The sequence below is a fragment of the Rossellomorea marisflavi genome (genome assembly GCF_009806575.1).
Lineage (GTDB): Bacteria > Bacillota > Bacilli > Bacillales > Bacillaceae_B > Rossellomorea > Rossellomorea marisflavi_A.
In genome coordinates, this window is sequence record NZ_CP047095.1 from 3701266 (window position 1) to 3721997 (window position 20732).

At 47.0% G+C, this 20732-nt stretch carries 21 protein-coding genes and 2 pseudogenes; 2 read left to right on the top strand and 21 right to left on the bottom strand.

Annotated elements, in window-relative coordinates; all coding sequences use genetic code 11:
- Nucleotides 1-6: 6 nt before the first annotated feature.
- The 11 genes and pseudogenes from flgL to D5E69_RS19275 all read right to left on the bottom strand — a co-directional run bounded on the left by flgL (nucleotide 7) and on the right by D5E69_RS19275 (nucleotide 9357).
- A complete protein-coding gene (flgL, locus tag D5E69_RS19230; protein WP_159130063.1) occupies nucleotides 7-912 on the bottom strand; it encodes a flagellar hook-associated protein FlgL in 906 nt (301 codons plus the stop codon).
- 15 nt (nucleotides 913-927) lie between these two features.
- Nucleotides 928-2505, bottom strand: a complete 1578-nt coding sequence (flgK, locus tag D5E69_RS19235) for a flagellar hook-associated protein FlgK (protein ID WP_159130064.1) — start codon at nucleotides 2503-2505, stop codon at nucleotides 928-930.
- Nucleotides 2506-2526: 21 nt separating this feature from the next.
- Nucleotides 2527-3024 carry a flagellar protein FlgN gene (locus tag D5E69_RS19240; protein ID WP_148796286.1) on the bottom strand — a complete coding sequence of 166 codons (498 nt, stop codon included), beginning with the start codon at nucleotides 3022-3024 and terminating at the stop codon, nucleotides 2527-2529.
- 17 nt (nucleotides 3025-3041) lie between these two features.
- Nucleotides 3042-3308: a flagellar biosynthesis anti-sigma factor FlgM gene (gene flgM / locus D5E69_RS19245; protein ID WP_148796283.1), complete on the bottom strand. Its 267-nt coding sequence runs from the start codon at nucleotides 3306-3308 to the stop codon at nucleotides 3042-3044.
- Between the two features lie 88 nt (nucleotides 3309-3396).
- Nucleotides 3397-3810, bottom strand: a complete 414-nt coding sequence (locus D5E69_RS19250; protein WP_148796282.1) for a TIGR03826 family flagellar region protein — start codon at nucleotides 3808-3810, stop codon at nucleotides 3397-3399.
- Between the two features lie 59 nt (nucleotides 3811-3869).
- Nucleotides 3870-4361 (bottom strand): ComF family protein, encoded by a 492-nt coding sequence (locus tag D5E69_RS19255; protein ID WP_249931520.1) that lies wholly within the window; start codon nucleotides 4359-4361, stop codon nucleotides 3870-3872.
- Nucleotides 4362-4530: 169 nt separating this feature from the next.
- Complete coding sequence (locus D5E69_RS19260; protein ID WP_159130066.1) at nucleotides 4531-6018, bottom strand: ATP-dependent helicase ComFA; 1488 nt, start codon at nucleotides 6016-6018, stop codon at nucleotides 4531-4533.
- A 93-nt stretch (nucleotides 6019-6111) separates the two neighbouring features.
- The gene (locus D5E69_RS19265; protein ID WP_347566711.1) at nucleotides 6112-6885 is read right to left on the bottom strand and encodes a S66 peptidase family protein; all 774 of its coding nucleotides are present in this window, start codon (nucleotides 6883-6885) and stop codon (nucleotides 6112-6114) included.
- Nucleotides 6809-7021 carry an LD-carboxypeptidase gene (locus D5E69_RS23715; RefSeq protein ID WP_249931522.1) on the bottom strand — a complete coding sequence of 71 codons (213 nt, stop codon included), beginning with the start codon at nucleotides 7019-7021 and terminating at the stop codon, nucleotides 6809-6811. The genes D5E69_RS19265 and D5E69_RS23715 overlap by 77 nt, the downstream gene beginning before the upstream one ends.
- Nucleotides 7022-7437: 416 nt before the next feature.
- Nucleotides 7438-8288, bottom strand: a pseudogene (locus D5E69_RS19270) (DegV family protein).
- Between the two features lie 151 nt (nucleotides 8289-8439).
- The gene (locus tag D5E69_RS19275; protein WP_159130067.1) at nucleotides 8440-9357 is read right to left on the bottom strand and encodes a DMT family transporter; all 918 of its coding nucleotides are present in this window, start codon (nucleotides 9355-9357) and stop codon (nucleotides 8440-8442) included.
- Nucleotides 9358-9539: 182 nt separating this feature from the next.
- On the opposite strand from D5E69_RS19275, the pseudogene D5E69_RS19280 reads away from it, so the two are divergent.
- Nucleotides 9540-11548, top strand: a pseudogene (locus D5E69_RS19280) (bifunctional 2',3'-cyclic-nucleotide 2'-phosphodiesterase/3'-nucleotidase).
- Nucleotides 11549-11905: 357 nt separating this feature from the next.
- Here the strand turns inward: D5E69_RS19280 and D5E69_RS19285 are convergent.
- Nucleotides 11906-12349: a hypothetical protein gene (locus D5E69_RS19285; protein WP_063190612.1), complete on the bottom strand. Its 444-nt coding sequence runs from the start codon at nucleotides 12347-12349 to the stop codon at nucleotides 11906-11908.
- Between the two features lie 138 nt (nucleotides 12350-12487).
- Between D5E69_RS19285 and murB the strand changes: the two genes are divergently transcribed.
- On the top strand, nucleotides 12488-13408 hold the full coding sequence (gene murB / locus D5E69_RS19290; protein WP_048013192.1) for a UDP-N-acetylmuramate dehydrogenase: 921 nt from the start codon (nucleotides 12488-12490) through the stop codon (nucleotides 13406-13408).
- Nucleotides 13409-13687: 279 nt separating this feature from the next.
- On the opposite strand, the gene D5E69_RS19295 is transcribed toward murB, so the two are convergent.
- The 9 genes from D5E69_RS19295 to D5E69_RS19335 form a co-directional block, all read right to left on the bottom strand.
- On the bottom strand, nucleotides 13688-14155 hold the full coding sequence (locus D5E69_RS19295) for a hypothetical protein (protein WP_159130068.1): 468 nt from the start codon (nucleotides 14153-14155) through the stop codon (nucleotides 13688-13690).
- Between the two features lie 66 nt (nucleotides 14156-14221).
- Entirely contained in the window at nucleotides 14222-15151 is a 930-nt protein-coding gene (locus tag D5E69_RS19300) for a helix-turn-helix domain-containing protein (protein ID WP_283957837.1), read from the bottom strand.
- A 46-nt stretch (nucleotides 15152-15197) separates the two neighbouring features.
- Nucleotides 15198-16097 carry a helix-turn-helix domain-containing protein gene (locus tag D5E69_RS19305; RefSeq protein ID WP_159130070.1) on the bottom strand — a complete coding sequence of 300 codons (900 nt, stop codon included), beginning with the start codon at nucleotides 16095-16097 and terminating at the stop codon, nucleotides 15198-15200.
- A gap of 23 nt (nucleotides 16098-16120) precedes the next feature.
- Nucleotides 16121-17026: a helix-turn-helix domain-containing protein gene (locus D5E69_RS19310; RefSeq protein ID WP_213085559.1), complete on the bottom strand. Its 906-nt coding sequence runs from the start codon at nucleotides 17024-17026 to the stop codon at nucleotides 16121-16123.
- A gap of 24 nt (nucleotides 17027-17050) precedes the next feature.
- Nucleotides 17051-17950: a helix-turn-helix transcriptional regulator gene (locus D5E69_RS19315; RefSeq protein ID WP_159130072.1), complete on the bottom strand. Its 900-nt coding sequence runs from the start codon at nucleotides 17948-17950 to the stop codon at nucleotides 17051-17053.
- A 376-nt stretch (nucleotides 17951-18326) separates the two neighbouring features.
- The gene (locus D5E69_RS19320; protein ID WP_159130073.1) at nucleotides 18327-18878 is read right to left on the bottom strand and encodes a helix-turn-helix domain-containing protein; all 552 of its coding nucleotides are present in this window, start codon (nucleotides 18876-18878) and stop codon (nucleotides 18327-18329) included.
- A gap of 38 nt (nucleotides 18879-18916) precedes the next feature.
- Nucleotides 18917-19255 (bottom strand): hypothetical protein, encoded by a 339-nt coding sequence (locus tag D5E69_RS19325; RefSeq protein WP_159130074.1) that lies wholly within the window; start codon nucleotides 19253-19255, stop codon nucleotides 18917-18919.
- An 18-nt stretch (nucleotides 19256-19273) separates the two neighbouring features.
- A complete protein-coding gene (locus D5E69_RS19330) occupies nucleotides 19274-19816 on the bottom strand; it encodes a helix-turn-helix domain-containing protein (protein ID WP_159130075.1) in 543 nt (180 codons plus the stop codon).
- A gap of 9 nt (nucleotides 19817-19825) precedes the next feature.
- The gene (locus D5E69_RS19335; RefSeq protein ID WP_159130076.1) at nucleotides 19826-20719 is read right to left on the bottom strand and encodes a helix-turn-helix domain-containing protein; all 894 of its coding nucleotides are present in this window, start codon (nucleotides 20717-20719) and stop codon (nucleotides 19826-19828) included.
- Nucleotides 20720-20732 lie beyond the last annotated feature (13 nt).

Sequence of the window (20732 nt, forward strand, 5' to 3'; positions counted from 1 at the left end):
TTTAACTTATCGTAAAAAGTCCATCAAGGTCGGCTGCATGATTCTTGCCCCGACACTGAGTGCTGCACGGTGGACACTTTCTTGTGATTTTAAATCAGTGATGACCCGTTCAATTTCAGCATCTTCATTATCAGACATGATACGCTTTGCCATCGTTTCCTGTTGAGAAAGGCGGTCATCCACCATTTCTAAACGGTTATATCGGGCACCTAGATCAGAACGTTCAGAAGATAGGTTGCCAATAACAGAGTCTAATTGTTCCAACATACTGTCAAGGTCAGCTCCGTCTGTCGATTCTATTGCTTTTTCAATGGAATGAAGCGTATCAAACATTTCCTGATTGAATACCTTCCCTGGTGTAACGTTCGCCTTTAAAGTAACACCTGGCGACACTTCAACGATGTAGTCCCCTATTGCGGCAGTGCCTAGATTGTCGGCCACTTGTGGCGCACTTCCATCTGCTGGCGCTTTATCCTTGATTGGAGATTTATTCACGTCTGTCCCGTGATAAATATAACGACTGCCGACTTTCGTCTCAGCGATAGTGACCATATCCTGCTTGATTTGGCCAATTTCAGCTGCAACCGCTTTTTTGTCGTCTTCAGACAGAGTACCGTTCTTCCCCTGGAGAACAAGCTCTCGAACACGCTGGAGTCCCTGATTTGCCTGTTCCAGACCTGCCTCCGAATTATCCATCCACAAATACAATTCAGACAAATTCCGCTTATACTGCTCCACTCCACTTACATTGGAGCGGTAGAACATCCCCTTCATAGCGACAACCGGATCGTCTGAGGGACGGGTGATTTTTTTACCGGTGGAGAGCTGATCCTGGAGCTGGCCCATCCGGCTGTAAGAGGAGCTGAGATTCCTCATTGAGTTGTTGGTCAGCATGCTTTGGGTTACGCGCATGGTTCATTCACCTGCTTATCTTCCAACGGTTCCCATGCCGTTGATGATTTTGTCGAGCATTTCGTCCTGGAGGGTGATCATCCGGGCAGAGGCGTTGTAGGCGTGCTGGAATTTGATCATATCGGTCATTTCTTCGTCAAGGGAAACACCGCTTACGGACATGCGGCGTTCGTCCACGGAAGAACGCAGGACATTTGAGTTCTTGGCAAGCTTGACGGACTCCTGGGATTCAACCGCCATTTTGCCGATGACGGATTCAAAGTGCCCTTGGAAGGAGGACTCTTTTTCGCCGTATGGCAGCTTTGTAGTAGTGATGAGATCAGCCAGTTTTTGAACATTGGAGGTATCACCTGCTGTCGGATTTCCGGTTCCGGCTGTGGCGATATTATCAGGGTTGCTCATTTCATCCGCGATCTGGATCCGCTGGGCGAAGCCTTCTTTATTTACGTCTTCAAGGTCCGCACCAGGGGCCTTTCCATCCTTAAAGAATTTCGGCGTAGTCGACTCAAAGTTTTCAGGATCGAAGTTCGGATCTTCCATCTGCGCCACTGTGAGCCCTTGCTGATGCTGTTCATTGAATGCTTTTGCGAATACATAGGCCATATTGTCAAGCTCATCGAGCATCGCCACATAGGATCCCGTAGCTTTGCCGTCTTTGTTGGTATAGCCATAAGAGTCGATTATTCCGCGCAGTTTCCCTTCACCTTGGCTGAGGAAGCTGTTGATATCAAGGGTTTGATTGCCGATTTTCACAGAGTCGACGGATTCTTGAGGTCCTTTGGTCGAAAGGGAGAGTTCATTCACACCGGCTTTATCCACCAGTTTGATGGCGAAATCCCCATCTTTCCCAACGAGACTCACAGATACCGAGCCTTCTGCTATAGCAGAGGAAGCTCCTCCATTCGACTGATAGCTTGTCTTGATTGGCACAAGGGTTGAGAGTTGATCCAATAGGCGATCACGCTCATCGTAGAGATCATTCGGAAGATAGCCGTGTGGTTCTACTTCAGCAATCTGCTTGTTCACTTGATCGATCTGCCTTGTGAGGGAATTGATTTGCTTTTCAGTCACGGCCAGTTCATTTTGAAGGTCTTTTCTAACGCTTGTCAGTGAGGTGGACAAATAGTTAAAGGTTTCTGCCACGGCTTTTCCGCGCTGAATGACAACGGACCTTGCACCTGTATTGGAGGTGTCACTCGCCAAATCCTGAAGGGACTTCCAGAAAGAGTCCATTGTACTGGACAATCCTGATTCAGAAGGCTCGTTCATGATTTCTTCCATCTTCTGCATGGATTCCATCTTGTTTTCCCAGTATCCGAGTTTATTGTTTTCATTGCGGTATTGAAGGTCAAGGAAGGAGTCCCTTACGCGCTGGATTGAACCCGCTTCGACTCCTGTCCCCAGCTGTCCGGGAATCCTGGGACTGTTAAAGCCCGGGGATGGGAAAGCTTCAGTTGGGTTGAAGTTCACGCGTTGTCGGGAATAGCCCGGTGTGTTGGCATTTGAAATATTATGTCCGGTCGTGTAAAGGGCCCCCTGCTGGGTGTACATGCCCCGTTTGGCTGTTTCAAGGCCCATGAATGTGGATCGCATCTTGATGCCTCCGTTTCTGATCTATGCTTTGGAATCAAACAAAGACCGGCTCGGCGCCGGGACTTTATTCTCATCGTTCGGTCTTGTATAGTTGGTCCGCTCATCTTTCGGCTGCAGAGCCGACAAACTCATATTCACAAATTGAAGAGATTGATAGACGAGCTTTTGATTGAGTTCATTTTGCTCTTTTAATTCTGTAATGACGGCGGTCAGCTTCCTGTGCCAATCGGAGAGTTCTTCTTTCTCTTCTTGGGGAGCCGTTTCCATGCACTGTAAAAGGGTCGGGGGCTCATCAAATGATCGACCATTCGATTCAGTATATTGCTTTGAATGGATTTGACGATCATTCTCTACCGTCTGAATGGCGGCAAGATGTCGTTGTTCATCTTTTAATAGGCCATCCAATTGGTCCATCTCACTCGCCTTGATGATGTTGGTTTTTCGTTTGGAGAGGTCGAGGAGGCTCATATGCAGTTTATGGAGTCTGTCTAATGTTGTGGTTAAGGCATTGAGTGACATGGTGATCCCCTTTCCTATTATTCTCCGTGGTAGAATTGCTTCAGGCTTTTGGCGATGGACCCTGCCTGGATCGTATAGTTTCCACTCTGTACCTGTTCTTTCAATGCGTCTACTTTCACTTGGCGATCTTTTTCCAATTTGGACACTTCCTGCATCTCTTTAGCCCGTGAAGAAATTTCCACCTTATCTGAAGGAGCGCTTCCCCCTTTGGCAGATTGGTCGGCTTTGTTTTGTTGTTGCTTATATGCCTGGATATTGTAGTTCCCGATCTGATTAATCTTCAAATCCGTCTACCTCCTTTTTCCGTTCTTTCCGAGTCTTATAGTAAGTATATCGGATGATTGAGAGGTTTGTTTAGTGATAGGATATGGTTCATTTTTCCTTTCTGCGGGTGTAGTACGTATGACCTGATTCTTTGAGGGTTTGCTTCCATTGTTCGTCTGATTCGTGCTGTTTAAGGTCTTGGATGAGGGACGTTTGGCACCCTTCGCAGATCCGTGCACTGTGGATGATCTTGCCGCACCGGTCGCAAGGGTAGCCCATATTCGGGAATTGTCTTGACTGGATGCGACCTTTTCTTACCCAATTATGAAGGAGTTCTTCCTCTACACCAGTGACATCGACGACGCGTGCGATGGACGCGGCCCGGTTTTCGCGTTTTTTCAGGAAACGGATGACAGAGTCGAATAGCGTTTCTTCTGCTTTATGGCATGCTTCACACACTTCGCGGAAGCGGGTTTTCATGAATAGCGCGTTACAGCGCGGACAGTTGTTCACTTCTGACATGATTCATTCCTCCGTGTTTGGCAGGTTCCCTTCTTTTATCGGCAGGTTGGGGTAAGGATTTAACCCCTGGCAATCGTGAAGGATGAGACTTCCCTTGAACCCGCTTTTTTCAAGAGGATAGCTGCATGCCTGAGGGTCGTGCCCGTCGTATAGATGTCGTCGATGAGGAGAATCTTCTTGCCTGATAGATTCGTCTCGGAAAGGCGGAATACCTGCGCGCCTGTCATCCGCTCCCGTCTCGTCTTCTTCGATTGCTTTTCGGTGTGGGTCCTCGTGAGGAGGTCATGACAAGGTAGTCCCGCTTCGATCAGGAGGGCCTTTGACTGATTGAATCCGCGCTCGTATAATCGCTCGGGACTTAGAGGAATGGGAACAAAATGATCAGCTTTCGGGATAGCCGTTTGCATAAAAGACGCCAGTGCCTTAGCAAGAACGTAATCTCCTCTGTATTTGTAGCGTGCGAGGACCTCTTTCATGAACTCGTTGTATTGGAATAGGGAGACATTCCGCTCCAACACCCCGTTCCATTCAGGTTTTCGGTTCCACTCCATGCAATCGGAGCAAAGGCCTCCATCCATTCCAGTGCGCGAACAGCCGGGGCAGCCGTCTTCGATCCGCACTAACCCTCTGTCACATTCGTCGCACAAAAGTCTGGTGTCCCTTTGAAATATAGCTCCCCAACTCATTTTTTCATCAAGGGCACCTTCGCAATACAGGCAATCACCTGGCATCAATGAGCCCCCTTTTCCCAGCCTCCCTGTTCATTTCATTGATATGGGCACGGGCTTTGATCATCTCACCGGTCTTGCCGTGGTGAAAGTACACGATATCACCGCCCGGGTGATCGGAACTCCTCCCCACCCGGCCCGAGATTTGCACAAGGGCACTCTCGGTGAAGATGGTTTCTTCTGCCCCGAGGACCGCCACATCAATGCCAGGAATGGTGACTCCCCGTTCCAGGATTGTCGTGGTAAGGAGAATCGGCATCTCAAACTTACGCATCCTCATGACTTTCTCTTTTCGTTTCGGATCTTGGGCATGGACGGACTCGATCAGGGGGTGAATGGCTTTGAACAGGGAGAGCGCTTTGTTCATGATGGCTACGCTGGGGAAAAAGATGAGGGCTGGGGTTGAGGTATGCAATCTTTGCAGCATCCACTTCTTCAGTGGCGGCGGGATCTTTCCTTTTTCCAATGATTTCTGCCAGTTACCACACCAGGCAAAGCGCGGAGAAGGAATGGGGTGACGATGAAAGCGGGCCGGGATCCTGAAGTGGTGTCGCCGTCCTGATCGGCACTCCCGCTGCGTTGCACCATCGGGCGTTGCCGTGAGGTGGATGAGGGATGAGGACGGTTTTCTTGCTTTCTCCACGGCGAACTGAAGGGATGAATCGAAGGAATAGGGAAAGGCATCGACCTCGTCGACGATCATGACATCGAATGCCTCCTTGAACCGAAACAGCTGATGCGTGGTGGTCAGCACGATTTGCCCGAATGACTGGCGTTCCTCGGAACCACCGTACAGGGTGATCAGATCCGTCTCAGGAAACACCTTCTTCAAACGCGGTGAAAGCTCCAGGATCACATCGGTTCTAGGAGTTGCAAGGCAGACGCGCTTACCGCCCCTGATAGCCTCATGGATCCCCTCGAACAGCACCTCCGTCTTCCCGGCACCGCACACGGCCCATATCAGCAGGTCCCGATCCTCTTTCACCGCCGTAACGAGCTCGGTGGATGCTTCCTGTTGCGCAGGCGACAGCGTCCCTTCCCAGGCAAAGAAGACATCCTCTTTCGTACGGGGCGGCGGACCATTCCAGGTCAGGAGGGGTGTGCACTCAGACACCCTCCCCATCATCAGACAGTTCCGGCAATAGCGGCATGACTTCCCGCAGCGGGCGCATTCAAACTCACCAAAACTTCCGCGCGAACCGTTCCCGCAGCGCTGACAAATGCCAGCCTGCACACCAGGACCGTATGATACGTATCCATGACGATAATGCGCATGAACGAGCGCCCCATCGAACAGGATCTCATCCATCAACAAAGCCCTGCCGCAAAGAAGCAGTTGTAAATCTTGAGAATAAGAGAAGGATTCATTAAAAGGAGGAGAAGGGATTGCTGGAAAATCTGAAATACGTAAAGCCTTGGAGTCAGGGTGACCAAATGGGGGAATCGGGGTGATAAAACCATCTTGATCTGTAAAAAGCATGGCTTCATTCCTTTCTATAGGGGATGTAAGAGTAATTCTTCACAGGATCGGCAAACTCCTTTATTTTTAAAGAGGGGCTGTCCCCCTCTGTGCTCACCTTACCCCTGATTCAATCAACAATCTCGGTGGCGATGTGGTCAGCTTCGCCTGTACTCCCAGCGGAACGCTGTAATTAGGCTGACAGTGACCGATTGAGAAGTTCTCGACAACAGGAAAAGGTGCGCCTACAAAGAAATCCTGTAGCACTCTGCGTATCCTTGAATATTCATCCGGTTCCACTTGAAGATTCCCAATCACCACTCCTTGGACGTCATTGAATACTCCTGCCTGATGAAGATGGGTCAGCATCATATCAATTTTGAAGGCAGGTTCCCCGACATCTTCAAGCAGCAGGATCGCTCCCGCAGCATCCACCTGATAAGGAGTACCCAGTCCATTGGTGAGGAGGGTCATATTTCCGCCCACCAAATGCCCCTCTCCTGTACCCTTCGAAATAATATTGAGAGAGGAATGGGACGAGTCGTATACTTGGGGTTCTCCACTAAATAAGGCCTGAAAAGAGGACAAGGTTTCGGCCGTTCGTTGCTCCACATTCAAATCAGATGCGACCATGGGACCATGGAACGTAGTCAAACCGCTCCACTTCTGAATGGCATTCAAGAGATAGGTGATATCGCTGTACCCCCAGAACACCTTTGGATTTTTAGCAATCCTTTCATAATCGAGCATGGGAGCAATCCGAGCTGAACCGAATCCGCCGTTAGCGCAAAAAACACCTCTGATGGATGGATCAAAAAAAAGCGTCATGGAGATCAGCCACACGCTTCCGGTCCATCTCAGCCCCATTCTCTTCCACATCAAACACATGCCGGCCGATCATCACCTCTAGCCCCATCTCTTCAAGGGCCTTCACACCCTGCATGAGGTGCTCTTTTACTGGTGCCCCAGCCGGCGCAACAACTGCTACGCGGTCACCTTTATGTAAAGCCACTGGTTTCATCATTGGTTCGCCTCCTAATTCTTTTTCTAAATTTACAAAGCGCTTTTTTTTTGGTGATTTATACCCCTATCCATTTAATCTGTTCACAGACTTGCAAAAGTCGTTCATTTTTTGTAGAATCCTAATTGAAGTCCCCCTTCGGTACTTAATTCGAGGTCAGCAATGACACTCTCTATCTTACCAAGGGGGGCTTTTTTATATCCTCACCAGCATCCATATCCTACCATTACATTCATCCAAGGAACTTATACGTATCACAGAGATCAACGAAAGGTTGTCCGACTAGCCACCCCGTGACCCGAAGATGCTCACGCGTCAGCCGCAGAAAAACGGAACCACACCTCAAGAACAATCTTTCAAAACGATTCCCTCTCCATGCAAAAAAGGCTTGGACCAAAGTCCAAACCTTCACTCTACAATCAATCCGTCATCTTGCGCGCCCATCCCATACCCATGGATCCTTCTCCAAGATGCGTCCCGATAACGGGACCAAAATAACTCACACCAAAATCCACATTCGGGAACTGCTCCTCAAGCTGTGCCTTCCACTCCATCGCCTCTTCCTCACGATTGGCATGGATGATCGATGCTTGATAACGTCCACCGTCGGAAACAGCTTCACCCAACAGGTTTTCGACGCGCTTCAGTGCTTTCTTCCGCGTACGAATCTTCTCGAACGGGACGATGACCTTGTCCACAAAATGGAGCAGCGGCTTCACCTGCAGCAGGCTCCCGATGATTGCCTGGGCGTTCGACAGCCGTCCTCCCCGTTGAAGATGGGCGAGGTTGTCTACCATGAAGTAAGCCCTCACCGTTTCCTTCATTTCATCAAGAAGGCTGACGATTTCTTTGGCATCCCGGCCTTCACGGCTCAGCTTCGCCCCTTCAAGAACATAGAAGCCCTGGACCATACAGCTGATCTCGGAATCATACGGGTACACCTCGATGCCGCTTACCATTTCCCCTGCCTGCACGGCTCCTTGGTAGGTGCCGCTGATGCCGCTTGAGAGATGGATGGAGATGACGGCGTCGTAATCGTGTGAGAGCTTCTCGAAAAGCTCCACGAACTGGCCGACGGGCGGTTGTGAAGTGGTTGGCAGTCGATCCGAGCTCCGTACTTCTTCAAAGAACTGACTTGCGGTGATATCAACTTCTTCCTGATAGGTTTCCCCCCGATGATGACGCTCAAAGGGATCATATATATGTCCAGCTGATCACGCAATTCTTTCGGGATGTAGGCTGTACTATCCGTTACAATTGCCGTTTTCATAGAATTATTACCATCCTTATATGTTATTTTCATCGCTATCTGTAATAGCTTATCTTATGTATCCCTCTCATTTTATATGAAAAGGAATCGATTTGCACCCGTTAAAAGGCTATGAATGTCTAAACGGCTGTTTAGACAAAGGACGTGATCATTACGATCTTCCCACCGTTCCATCAAACGTTTGTTTAACCTTGGTCGCCCTCTTTTTCCGTGATGAAAGGTACACACCCGTGAAGATGATGAGGAGCCCGATGATCAGGTTCGGGGTGATTTCCTCCTGTAGAAGGACGAATCCCCATACCATGGCGCTTGCCGGGATGAGGTACGTCACAGTGGACGCGAGCTCAGGGCTTCCCTTCGTGACAATATAGAAAAACAACAGGGCCGCTATACCCGAACCCAGGCATCCGAGACCGATGACGCCTGCCAGTACCTCAAGGCTGAAAAGTCCCTCATACGAGTTCGGTCCGCCCGTGGCGGCAAGCCCGATGAAGCTGAAGACACTTCCGATCAGTAGCTGGAAGGTGGAGATGACGACGACGCTTGTTCCACCGAGGTACTTTTTCGTGAAATGGGACGAGAACGCATAGCACATCGTGGCGGCAAGCATCGTTCCCACCCCAACAAAGTCCGATGAGAAGAGACCGGTGATCTGAAAGTCCATCAGCACCAAGATCCCGAAGAACCCGATGGCGATGCCCAGCCACTGCGAGCCGGTCAGGATGACGGAAAACAATAAAAATCCGATCACCCCTGTCCAGATCGGCGTCGTCGCGTTCAGGATCGACGCCGTATTGCTGTTGATCTGGGTTTCACTGAGAGCGATGAGCGTCCACGGTAAGGCTGCGTTCCCGATGCCCACGACGAGGAGTTTCTTCAAAGGAAGCCTGGTCTTCCCGGACTTCTTTCTGTGTATGAAATAGATTGGAAGCAGAATCAGAGCTCCTGCAAAGCAGCGGATGAATACGGTCCCCCATATACCTGCAGGCTCCACGAGCCATTTAATGAACACAAACGACATCCCCCAGATGAGGCTGAGCCCCACGAGGGCACTATACAATCGGACCACTCTGGTCCCTCCTCCCTTTTACCTTCTATCATCCTATCCTATGCGCCAGGAAATGGATAGACCCCACTGTAAAATCCCGGTTTCCGGTTTACACAAATGATACTTTTCCACCATTTCAACTTTACAGCTTTATGCTAGGATGGAATTGCTTTCATATCATGACAACATTAGGAGAGATGAACATGCAGTATACGAAACTGAAGTGGATCACCGGTACCTCCCTTGCCCTCACCCTCCTCACCCCGAATGTACATAGCGCCAAGGCTGCAGAAACGGATCTCGTCAACCTCCGCATCCTTGAGACGACGGATATCCATGTGAACCTGGCCAACTACGACTACTATCAGGACGCGGAAACGGACAAGTACGGACTTGTCAAAACCGCAAGCCTCATCAAACAGGCCCGCAGCGAAGCAAAAAACAGCCTCCTTTTCGATAACGGGGACTTAATCCAAGGAAATCCACTCGGCGATTATGTCGCGAAAATCGACCCGCTGCAGCCGGGGGAAACCCATCCTGTATACAAAGCCATGAACCTGCTTGATTATGATGCCGGGAATATCGGAAACCACGAATTTAACTATGGACTCGATTTCCTGAAAACGTCCCTTTCAGGCTCCAACTTCCCGTACGTGAATGCGAACGTGTACGTGGATGATGGAACCGGGGAAAAGAATTACTTCAAGCCTTATGAAATCCTCGACCGCGAAGTCGTCGATGAAGACGGTGAAACCCACTCAATCAAAGTAGGCGTCATCGGGTTCGTCCCTCCTCAAATCATGCAATGGGACAAAGCCAATCTTGAAGGGAAAGTCGTCACAAAGGATATCGTAGAGACCGCCGAGCATTTCATTCCAAAGATGAAGGCTGACGGAGCCGACATCATCGTCGCCATCCCCCATTCCGGAATCGGGACGGTAACGAGCGAAGGCATGGAGGAAAACGCGACCTATGACCTCTCAAAAGTGGACGGCATCGATGCGATCCTCTTCGGCCATTCCCACGGGACCTTCCCCTCTGCCGCTTATGATGGCATTGAAGGCGTCGATACGGCGAACGGGACCATCAACGGAACCCCAGCCGTCATGCCAGGCTACTGGGGCAGCCACCTCGGCCTCGTCGATCTTCAGCTGCAGCACGCAGACGGAAACTGGACCGTATTGAACGGGAAATCATCCACCCGTGGCATCGCCGATAAAGACGGAAAACCACTTGTCGCACGAGATGAAGAAGTGTACAAAGCCATTGAGGACGATCATCAGCACACCATCGACTGGGTACGCAGTGCCGTTGGCGAAACGACGGCTCCTATCACATCGTACTTCTCACAGGTGAAAGATGATCCATCGATCCAGATCGTGACCAATGCCCAGAAATGGTACGTGGAGAAATATATCCAAGGTACGGAATACGAAAACATCCCGGTCCTTTCAGCCGGTGCACCGTTCAAAGCAGGTACCCGTGGGGACCCGACCTACTACACCGATATCCCTCAGGGAGAGCTTGCCATCAAGAACGTCGCTGACCTTTATCTCTATCCGAACACCCTGCAGGCCGTCCTCATCAAAGGCTCTGACGTAAAAGAGTGGCTCGAGATGTCTGCCGGTCAGTTCAACCAGATCGATCCGAAAAAACGCGGCGAACAATCCCTGATCAATCAGGAGTTCCGCTCCTACAACTATGATGTCATCGATGGCGTCACGTACGAAATTGATGTCACCAAGCCTGCAAAATATGATGCTGACGGGAATGTCATCAATCCGAAATCACAGCGGATCAAGAACCTGAAGTTCAACGGCAAAAAAATCAATCCTAAGCAGTCCTTCCTGGTTGCAACCAACAACTACCGTGCAAGCGGGGCGGTCACTTCCCGGGCATCGATGGCACCAACATCGCCATCCAGGCACCGGATGAAAACCGCAACGTCGTCATCGACTACATCATGGAGCAAGGCAGCATCAACCCGGAAGCGGACGGGAACTGGTCCTTCTCTCCAATCAAAGGTCCGGCCACCGTCACCTTTGAATCATCACCAAAAGCAAAAGAGTACATCAAAGATTCTCGCACATTCAAATACATCGAAACCAAGGAAGATGGCTTCGCTAAGTACACCATCAAGCTTAAGAATTCAGGCAAAGACGAACAACCAAAAGGGTTCATCGCGAACCTCATTTCTTCCATCTTCAAGTAAAATTAGAGAAAGCGCCCGATGAATGGGTGCTTTTTTTGTATGCAATTTTATAGGAAATATCGTTAGTAAAAGGTTCGTTCCTTTTCGCTGCAGGTGCTTGCTTTCCTGCGGGGAGGGTGTCGAGCCTCCTCGTGCCTGCGGGGTCTCGCCACTCCTCCTTTTCCGCTGGAGTCAAGCACCTTTCGCTTCAATCCACTCTGTGGTTTTAATATGGGAGTCGTGGATGGTTAATAGAAGAATTGTTTCATGTTGACCCTTCAGAAACCTATTATTATACAGTAATTCCCAATTTAATGAAGAATTAGCGTCTTGGCAAAGACGATTTTCTTATAGAGGTAAGGGCTATTAACTCCTTCATTAATAAATGAATCTTGTACCTTCCCAAATAGGAAAAGCAATCGCTACTGCTAAAGCACACAGTGCAGTGCAGCGGAGGACGACCGACTCCCGCGGGAATAGTGGGCAGGTGAGACCCTGCAAGCGCAGCTGAAGCGGCTCACCGTCCACCCCGCAGGAAAGCGGTCGGCCGCAGCGGAACGGAACGAACCCTTCTTTTCCCCACCACTTATCAAAACAGAGGTGGTTGATTTTCGTCACATACATAAGCAATCTCTCCTTCAAAAGCACATAGTGCAGTGCAGCGGAGGACAGCCGACTCCCGCGGGAATAGTGGGCAGGTGAGACCCTGCAGGCGCAGCTGAAGCGGCTCACCGTCCACCCCGCAGGAAAGCGGCCGACCGCAGCGAAACAGAACGGACTCTTCTCCTCTTCACCCCTAATCAAAAGTAACAGCAGACCCAAAAGAATCCCTCCAAACAACGACGCTCACCCCTAATTCACCCAACTGTCAAACGAAACCATTTAACTTTCATGGGTTTTCGTCATATAATGGTGTGGTAACTTCATTCACGGTTAAAATATTCTATAGGACTGATAGAGATGTACAATAAAGAAATCGTTTACCAAGAACTCTCAAACGTAATGAAAAAAGAAAACATCAAACGCGACGAACCGCTTCGCGATCACCTCTACACGCGACTTGGCGGCAACGCCGACTTCTTCCTCACGCCGACCACTTATGAAGAAGTCCAGGAAATCGTGAAACTCGCAAACAAGAGCGACGTGCCCTTCACTCTTCTCGGGAACGGATCCAACCTCATCGTCAAAGACGGTGGGATCCGCGGGATCGTCCTTCATTTGAAAAACTTCTCCGACATCAGTGCAACCGACCAGCAGATCGTTGCCCAGAGTGGAGCTGCCATCATCGATGTATCGAGACGTGCCCTTGATGAGACCCTTTCCGGGCTTGAATTCGCCTGCGGCATCCCTGGAACCGTCGGCGGTGCCCTCTTCATGAATGCCGGAGCGTACGGCGGTGAAATCAAGGACGTGCTGGACTACTGCTATGTCGTCGACCGTGAAGGCAACCTTGTAAAAAGGACTGCACTGGAGCTTGAGCTCGATTATCGCCACAGCAACATTTCCGAAAAGGGCGACATCGTCCTTGAAGCGACATTCAGCCTGAAGCCGGGAGACCATAAGGATATTAAGGCCGTCATGGACGACCTCACGTTCAAGCGTGAGTCGAAGCAGCCCCTTGAATATCCTTCATGCGGAAGTGTCTTCAAACGTCCTCCAGGCTATTTTGCCGGGAAGCTGATCCAGGACAGCGAACTGCAGGGCACGAACTTCGGTGGAGCAGAAGTATCCACGAAGCATGCCGGCTTCATCGTCAACAAAGATAACGCATCAGCATCCGATTACATCGCCCTCATCGAACACGTCCAAAAGACGGTCAAAGAAAAATTCGATGTAGAGCTTGAGCGTGAAGTACGCATCATCGGGGAAGATCCCCAATAACACAAATAAGGCGCCGGGGAGTTGATCCCCGGCGCCTTATTTCTATCCCATAGATGACCCCTTAACGTCCGCTATTTCTTCGAAACTTTCTCCACTGACTTCTGTTTGTTGTCGTCTTTCATGCTCGCGGCCAGAGAAGCCTTGGAATCACGATCATATGCTTCACGAGCCTTCATATACAACAAGGACACGGGGATGCCTCCTTCTCTTTGGGATTATATGGTCTCAGTTTAACACACACACCTTCACTAAAACCATTAAAATGGAAATTTCCCTTTATCATTTAAAGTGATAATTCCACAGGACCTTCCATTTGCCTTTATAAATGGCCACATAGCAGGGCTGACTGACGATCAGCTCACCGAACTGGCTATCGTAAAACATATCCACTTGCGCTTTCCTCACATCTTTGAATACAATTCCCTCATCGTCAAAAGCAAAGCGCTCCACCTTTTCGAGCTTACCGATTTCCACATCGAATTCCTCCACACCCATATGCCCCATGAATACATGGTTCTTGGTCTGGATGTAATTCGATTTGGAGAACTTTTTCTTCATTTCAGGATGAAACAACTCCCACGCATTGCCGAAATCGCCCGTCGACTCAAACTCATAAAAGTCCCGGATCACCTCCTCCGGTGAACCCGAAGCATCCCCCCTGCCAAACAGCATGAACGCGACGACCGAGAGGAACAGCACGGCCCCGACCACGACAGCCACCAGAGGGAAAGGGCTCCTCCTTCTCATCGGTCACCACTCCCTGCTTTTCCTTACATAAATATGAGGGACGCGCTTGGTGTATGTAGAAAGATTTTATCCGTTTGAATTTTTTTGGTTTCCTGTGTAGTCTAATTTCTTCACGATTTGGAGATAGGTAGATTTTTTTTCAGAAAGAAACTCTTTATAAGGGTAATCCGGATTCAGTTCGAACAGTTGAATGGAATACATAAGATATTCTAATGCTTTTTCATAGTTATTCTGGAGTTCGAAATTGTAGCTGACCTGGTAATGAAATTCAGCCATGATATAGAGTTCTCCGCATTCTACGCCCCATTCGATACCGCTTGTTAACAGGTCGATTGATTCTTCCAGTTTACCCAAATGTGTATACACCCGGGCAAGATTGTAGAAGTACCTGCTTTTAATCGTCGGATCCGTCAGCATTCGGTTGGTTTCCGTCACGATAGATTCAACTTTTTTATAATAGAATATTGCTTCCTCATAATTCTCTATGGTTTCCTCAAACACACCTTGAGTCAAAAGCATCTCCAGTTCCTGCTCTGTATAGGCTCTTTTGGACTTGGGCACCAAAGTAAAGGCCTTTTCCAACAGCGAAGTTGCCTGCTCATAGTCTTTTTCAACTTCCATCGAATAGATACTTTTGTGCCAGTACAGATACTGTAGCTTTGATGGATCTTGATAAAACAACGGATTCTTTTCTTCCGTTTCAACAATCTCCATCATGTCCTCATATCGTAAGAGGATCCGTAAATCCCTTAACTGTCTCTCCACTTCGGTTATGTAGTCCAATCTGGGCGTGGAGCTTATAGCAAAAAAGTAGTTCACATCTACGCCCAGTTTTTTTGAAATTTGGTAGAGAATCGTCGCGTTTGGATCCAACTCACCTTTTTCAATCAGACTGATCAGTGCCTGCGTGCAGATCCCTTGTGCCAGCTCCCCTTGAGTTAAATTCATTTCTCTTCTCAGTTCACTGATTTTCTTTCCGATTTCAGCTAGTTTCAATAGAATCCACCGTCCTCCCGAACCATGCTGTGATAAAGGTTTTTCTTTATGGAGAGATATGTAAGGCTTCCAAAAAACGTGTCCTTTTATCTGCCAGGAATGTTTTATAGGGGTTTTCAGATCTTAAATTGAATAAATCAATGCTTAGATCCAGAAACTCCAGTGCATGCTTATAATCGTTCATTCTTTCATAGTTATAGCCGATCTGGTAATGAAATTCAGCCATGGTGTACAGCTCTTCATTTTCAATCCCCCACTCTATTCCTTCCGTTAGAAGGGCTGTGGATTCCTCGAGTTTCCCTATATTGGTATAGGCTCTTGCCAGATTGTAATAGTATCTGCTTTTGATTGATTTATCATGGAGGATCCGGCTGGTTCCCTCTAGCACCTTGCTCACCTTTTTATAATAGTCAATGGCTTCTTCCACATGTCCCACGTTGTACTCAAATGCGCCACGGGTCATGATCATTTCGATTTCATGCTCTGTAAAGGCCCTATTTACAGCCGGTACCAAAGTAATGGCAATATCCAGCTGTTCAACTGCTTTTTCATAGTCCTTCTTCACTTCGAAATAATAGATGCTCTTATGCCAATACAAATACTGAAGCCTGGCGTGATCGCGATAAAAAATCGGATTCTTTTCTTCTACCTTGACGATCCGCATCATGTCTTCATACTTCTGCATGATCCGGAGTTCCCTGAGCTGCTTCTCCACTTCATACACATAATCCAACCTCGGGGTGGAACCGATATGGAAAAAGTAGTTCACATCGACCCCAAGTTTTTTAGCAATTTGATATAAGGTCGTCGCATTGGGATCTAATTCGCCCTTTTCAATCAGACTGATGGATGCTTGAGTGCATATACCCTCTGCCAAATCCCACTGGGTCAGGTTCATTTCCGTACGCAACTCACTTATTTTTCTTCCGATATCCATTAATTTCATTGAAGTCACCTACTAATAAGTGATTAATAACCTTTTAACTTTTCTATGTAATGAGCTCTTCTACCTGATAAGAATCCTTGAAGTGGATACTCTGGGTTTAATTCAAATAAAGAAATGCTATAGTCGAGGTATTCCAATGCTTTATCATAGTCACCCATAAGTTCGTGGTTATAGCCGACCTGATAGTGAAGGGCCGGCATTAAATATAAATCCCCGCACTCGATACACCAGTCGATTCCCTTATTCAGAATGACATTGGATTCCTCATAGTTCCCTATCTTCGTATGTGCTCTTCCAAGATTGGAATATACTCTCGTTCTAATGGTTGTATCAGAAAGGATGCGATGAGTGGAGTTGATAATGGTTTCGACTTTTTGATACAGACAAATCATCTCTTCAAAATGCTCAAGCCTATATTCAAATCCACCAAGGCTCATCATCATTTCCATCTCTAATTCCGTATACGCCCTATTTTTAGCCGGCACGAGATCGATGGCCTTTTTTAATAAATCTATCGCCTTGCTGTACTCCTTTTTCTCTTCTGCAAAATAGATGCTTTTATGCCAGTACAGTAGTTGTAGTTTTCTGGGATCATGGTAGAACATCGGGTTCTTTTCTTCCGCTGCAACAATCTCCATCATCTCGTTGTATCGATAAAATATCCTCGTTCTTCTCAGCTGCTTTTCCACTTCATTGACATAATCCAGCCTCGCTGTAGATCCTATCTCAAAAAAATAATTGACGTCTACCCCCAGCTTCTTTGCTATTTGATAAAGGACCGCGGCACTCGGATCCGTTTCTCCTTTTTCTATTAAACTGATTAGAGCCTGTGTGCACGTTCCACGGGCAAGCTCTCCTTGTGTCAAATTCATTTCTTTGCGCAATTCACTAATTTTTTTACCGATCTCCACAAGTTTCAATCTTCCCACCTCCAAGATGTAAAGCTCACGTTGTTACGCTTTCTCCCGCAACGCTTCAATGTAAGTCGATCTTTTCTCAGAGAGGAATTCTTCCACAGGATGGCCCGGGGTCAAGTCATAGAGCTGTATACTGTAATCGAGATATTCGAGGGCTTTCTCATAGTTCTCCATCCGTTCATACGTATACCCCGTTAAGTAATGAAGGGGAGGCATAAGATACAGCCCCTCGCTTTCTATACACCAGTCGATTCCCTCATTCAATAAAGCTAAGGACTTTTCAAAGTTTCCCAACATGGTATGGGCTCTTGCGAGATTATAATAAAACCTTGTCTTGATCGATTTATTCGTTAGTATCCTTTTCGTTCCAACTAGAATATGTTCAAGTCTGGAATAAAGCTCTACAACGGTTTCATATTGACCAAGTTGGTAACGGTAATTACAGCGCGTCATCATCATTTCCATTTCAATTTCAGAGTAGGCCCTTTTGTGTCTGGGAAAAATATCAAATGCTTTCTCAAGCATGGATTCTGCTTTTTCGTGATCCTTTTCGACTTCGAAATAATAGATGCTTTTATGCCAGTATAAAAACTGCAATTTCTGCGGGTCATTGTAAAATAGTGGATTCTTCTCCTCTGTTCGGACAATGTCCATCATTTCCTTATATTGATACACCACCCGCAAATTCCTCACTTGTTTTTCAACTTCATGTACATAATCCAGTCTTGGGGTGGAACCTATATGAAAGAAATAGTTCACATCCACGCCAAGCTTCTTCGCAATCTGATATAGGATCGTAGCGTTCGGATCCGATTCCCCCTTTTCAATCAGGCTGATCAGGGCTTGTGTACAAATCCCATCTGCCAGTTCTCCTTGAGTCAGGTTCATTTCATTCCGAAGCTCACATATCTTTTTTCCGATTTCGGCTAGTTTCATTGATTCCACCTCCACCTAGGTTAGAAGATGCTTCACTGTTGCTTTCCCCTTCTAACATATTCAGCTCTTTTTCCCCGAACGAATTCTCCACCAGGATTATCAGGGTAAAATTCAAATAGTTGAAGACTGTAATCCAGATATTCCAGTGCTTTTTCAAATTGGTTCATCAGCTCATAATTGTATGCGATTTGATAGTGTAGGACTGGCATCAGATATAGCTGCTCATATTGGATATTCCATTGAATACCCTTGTTCGCCAATGAAATCGATTGTACGTAATGTCCCAATCGTGTATGCGCTCTTGCTAAGTGATAATACAGTCGACTTTGTATCGTTTTATCGGAAACAATCCTCTTTTTTCCACATAATGCTGTTTCTACCTTATTGAAATAATCAATGGCTTGTTCATATCGATTTGATCGATGCTCATATCCCCAAGTGACATAAACAGTTCCAGTTCAAGCTCTGTATAGGCTCTTTTCTGATTCGGCATCAATGCCAGTGCCTCCTCAATAATCGATACAGCTTTTGGATAGTCCTTCTCCACTTCAAAAGAATAGATGCTCTTATGCCAAAGCATATATTGCATATTATGAGGATCATTATAAAACAGAGGATTTTTCTCTTCCGACCTTATCATTTCTTTCAAGCCCTCAAATTTATAATTGATGCGCAGGGCTCTTAGCTGCTTTTTTACTTCCTCAATATAATCCAATCTAGGGGTGGAACCAATATGAAAGAAATAGTTCACATCCACGCCAAGCTTCTTCGCAATCTGATATAGGATCGTAGCGTTCGGATCCAATTCACCCTTTTCAATCAAGCTGATTGATGCTTGGGTGCAAATTCCTTCTGCCAGTTCCCCTTGGGTAAGAGTCATTTCTTTTCGCAGTTCATTTATCTTTTTTCCAATTTCGGCTAGTTTCATTGATTCCACCTCCGTACCGGTAAATGTCTCTACCCAAATTACTTTGGTTGATCCAATACCCTTAAATAGTGGGACCTTTTTTCAGATAAGAATGTTGAGTAGTTATGGCCCGGGAACAATTCAAATAAAGAAATACTATAATCAAGAAACTCTAGTGCTTTTGCATAGTCCCCCATCAGCTCATAATTGTAACCAATTTGATAGTGAAGAGCCGGCAACAGGTGAAGTTCCTCACTTTCAATACACCAATTGATCCCTTCGTGAAGGAGAGCTTGGGAATCTTCCAGATTCCCCAATCTGGTATGAGCTCTTGAAGAATTATAATATAGTCTTGTCTTTATGGTTTTATCTACAGGCTCTCTATTTGTTTCATCCAATATGGCTTGGACTTTCTTCTATTGATCTATAACTTCTTGATAACGCCCTAATGTAAATTGATAAGTGCCAAGAGCCATCATCATCTCCATTTCAAGTTCAGTGATAGCTCTTTTTTTGTTCGGTAATAAAGTAAAAGCTTCTTCAATAACAGACACAGCCTGTTCGTGATCTTTTTTCACTTCAAATAAAAAGATACTTTTGTGCCAATATAAGAATTGAAGCTTTGTGGGATTGTTATAAAATAAAGGATTCCTTTCCTCTATTGAAACAATCTCCATCATCTCTTTATATTTATATGTTATACGCAGGGCTCTGAGCTGCTTCTCCACCTCGTTGATATAATCCAACCTCGGTGTGGAACCAATATGAAAGAAATAGTTCACATCCACACCAAGCTTCTTCGCAATCTGATAAAGGATCGTAGCGTTCGGATCCAATTCACCCTTTTCAATCAAGCTGATTGACGCTTGAGTGCAGATCCCTTCTGCCAGTTCCCCTTGGGTAAGAGTCATTTCTTTTCGCAGTTCGCTGATTTTCTTACCGATTTCAGTCAGTTTCATCCGTCTTCCCTACCTTCTTGATTGCAGCTCAAGCACGTCCTCCATCTTCTGGTCAATAAAAGCCACGAATCGGGTGTTTTTCTGAATGTGGAAGTAGTTCCTTCCTTTTTGAAAATAGGAGAGGGCTGTCTCATATTCTCCTTTCAGCTCAAAGTTATAGCCGATTTGATAATATAATTGAGCAATTCCGTACAGGCGTTCTTCCCTAATCGTCAATTTCAACCCTTCCCTGCAGTATTCGATTGATTGGTCATAGTCTCCCAGTCGTGTGATGACACGTGCCGTATGATAATAGATGCGGGTCTTGATGGATTTATCCTGAAGATAGGGATTGTGCTTCGCTGCCTCCAGGGCATTTCCGTAAACTTGTAACGCTTCTTCGTATTTCTCCAGAAGGGCCATCATATTCCCCAGTGTGATTTGAAGACGCATCTCCCTCTCCGTCATGGCCCTTTTAGGATCTTCGGTCAGTTTGATGGCCGCACGCACCATCTCGATTGCTCTCTCTTTATCCCCTTCGACTTCGCTCACGTAGATGGCTTTATTCCATTCCAACAGTTGCTTATTTTCCTTATTAGTTGTAAACAAGGGATTCTGTTCTTCCTTTTTAATCAGCTTGATCATCTCTTCGTATTGTAAGTTGAATCGAAAGGTGTGAAATTGGCGCTCCACATTTTTGATATAGTCATGTCGTTCGGTCGACCCAATTTCAAAAAAGTAATTCACATCTACCCCAAGTCTTTGGGAGATCCGATAGAGAACCGTGGCGCTGGGATAAATGTCTCCCTTTTCGATTCGGCTAATCAAGGCCTGGGTGCAAATTCCTTCTGCCAGCTCGCCTTGCGTGATACCGATTGCTTTCCTAAGTTCTTTAATCTTCTTACCAATAACTGAGTAGTCCATGTCCTCTCATCCT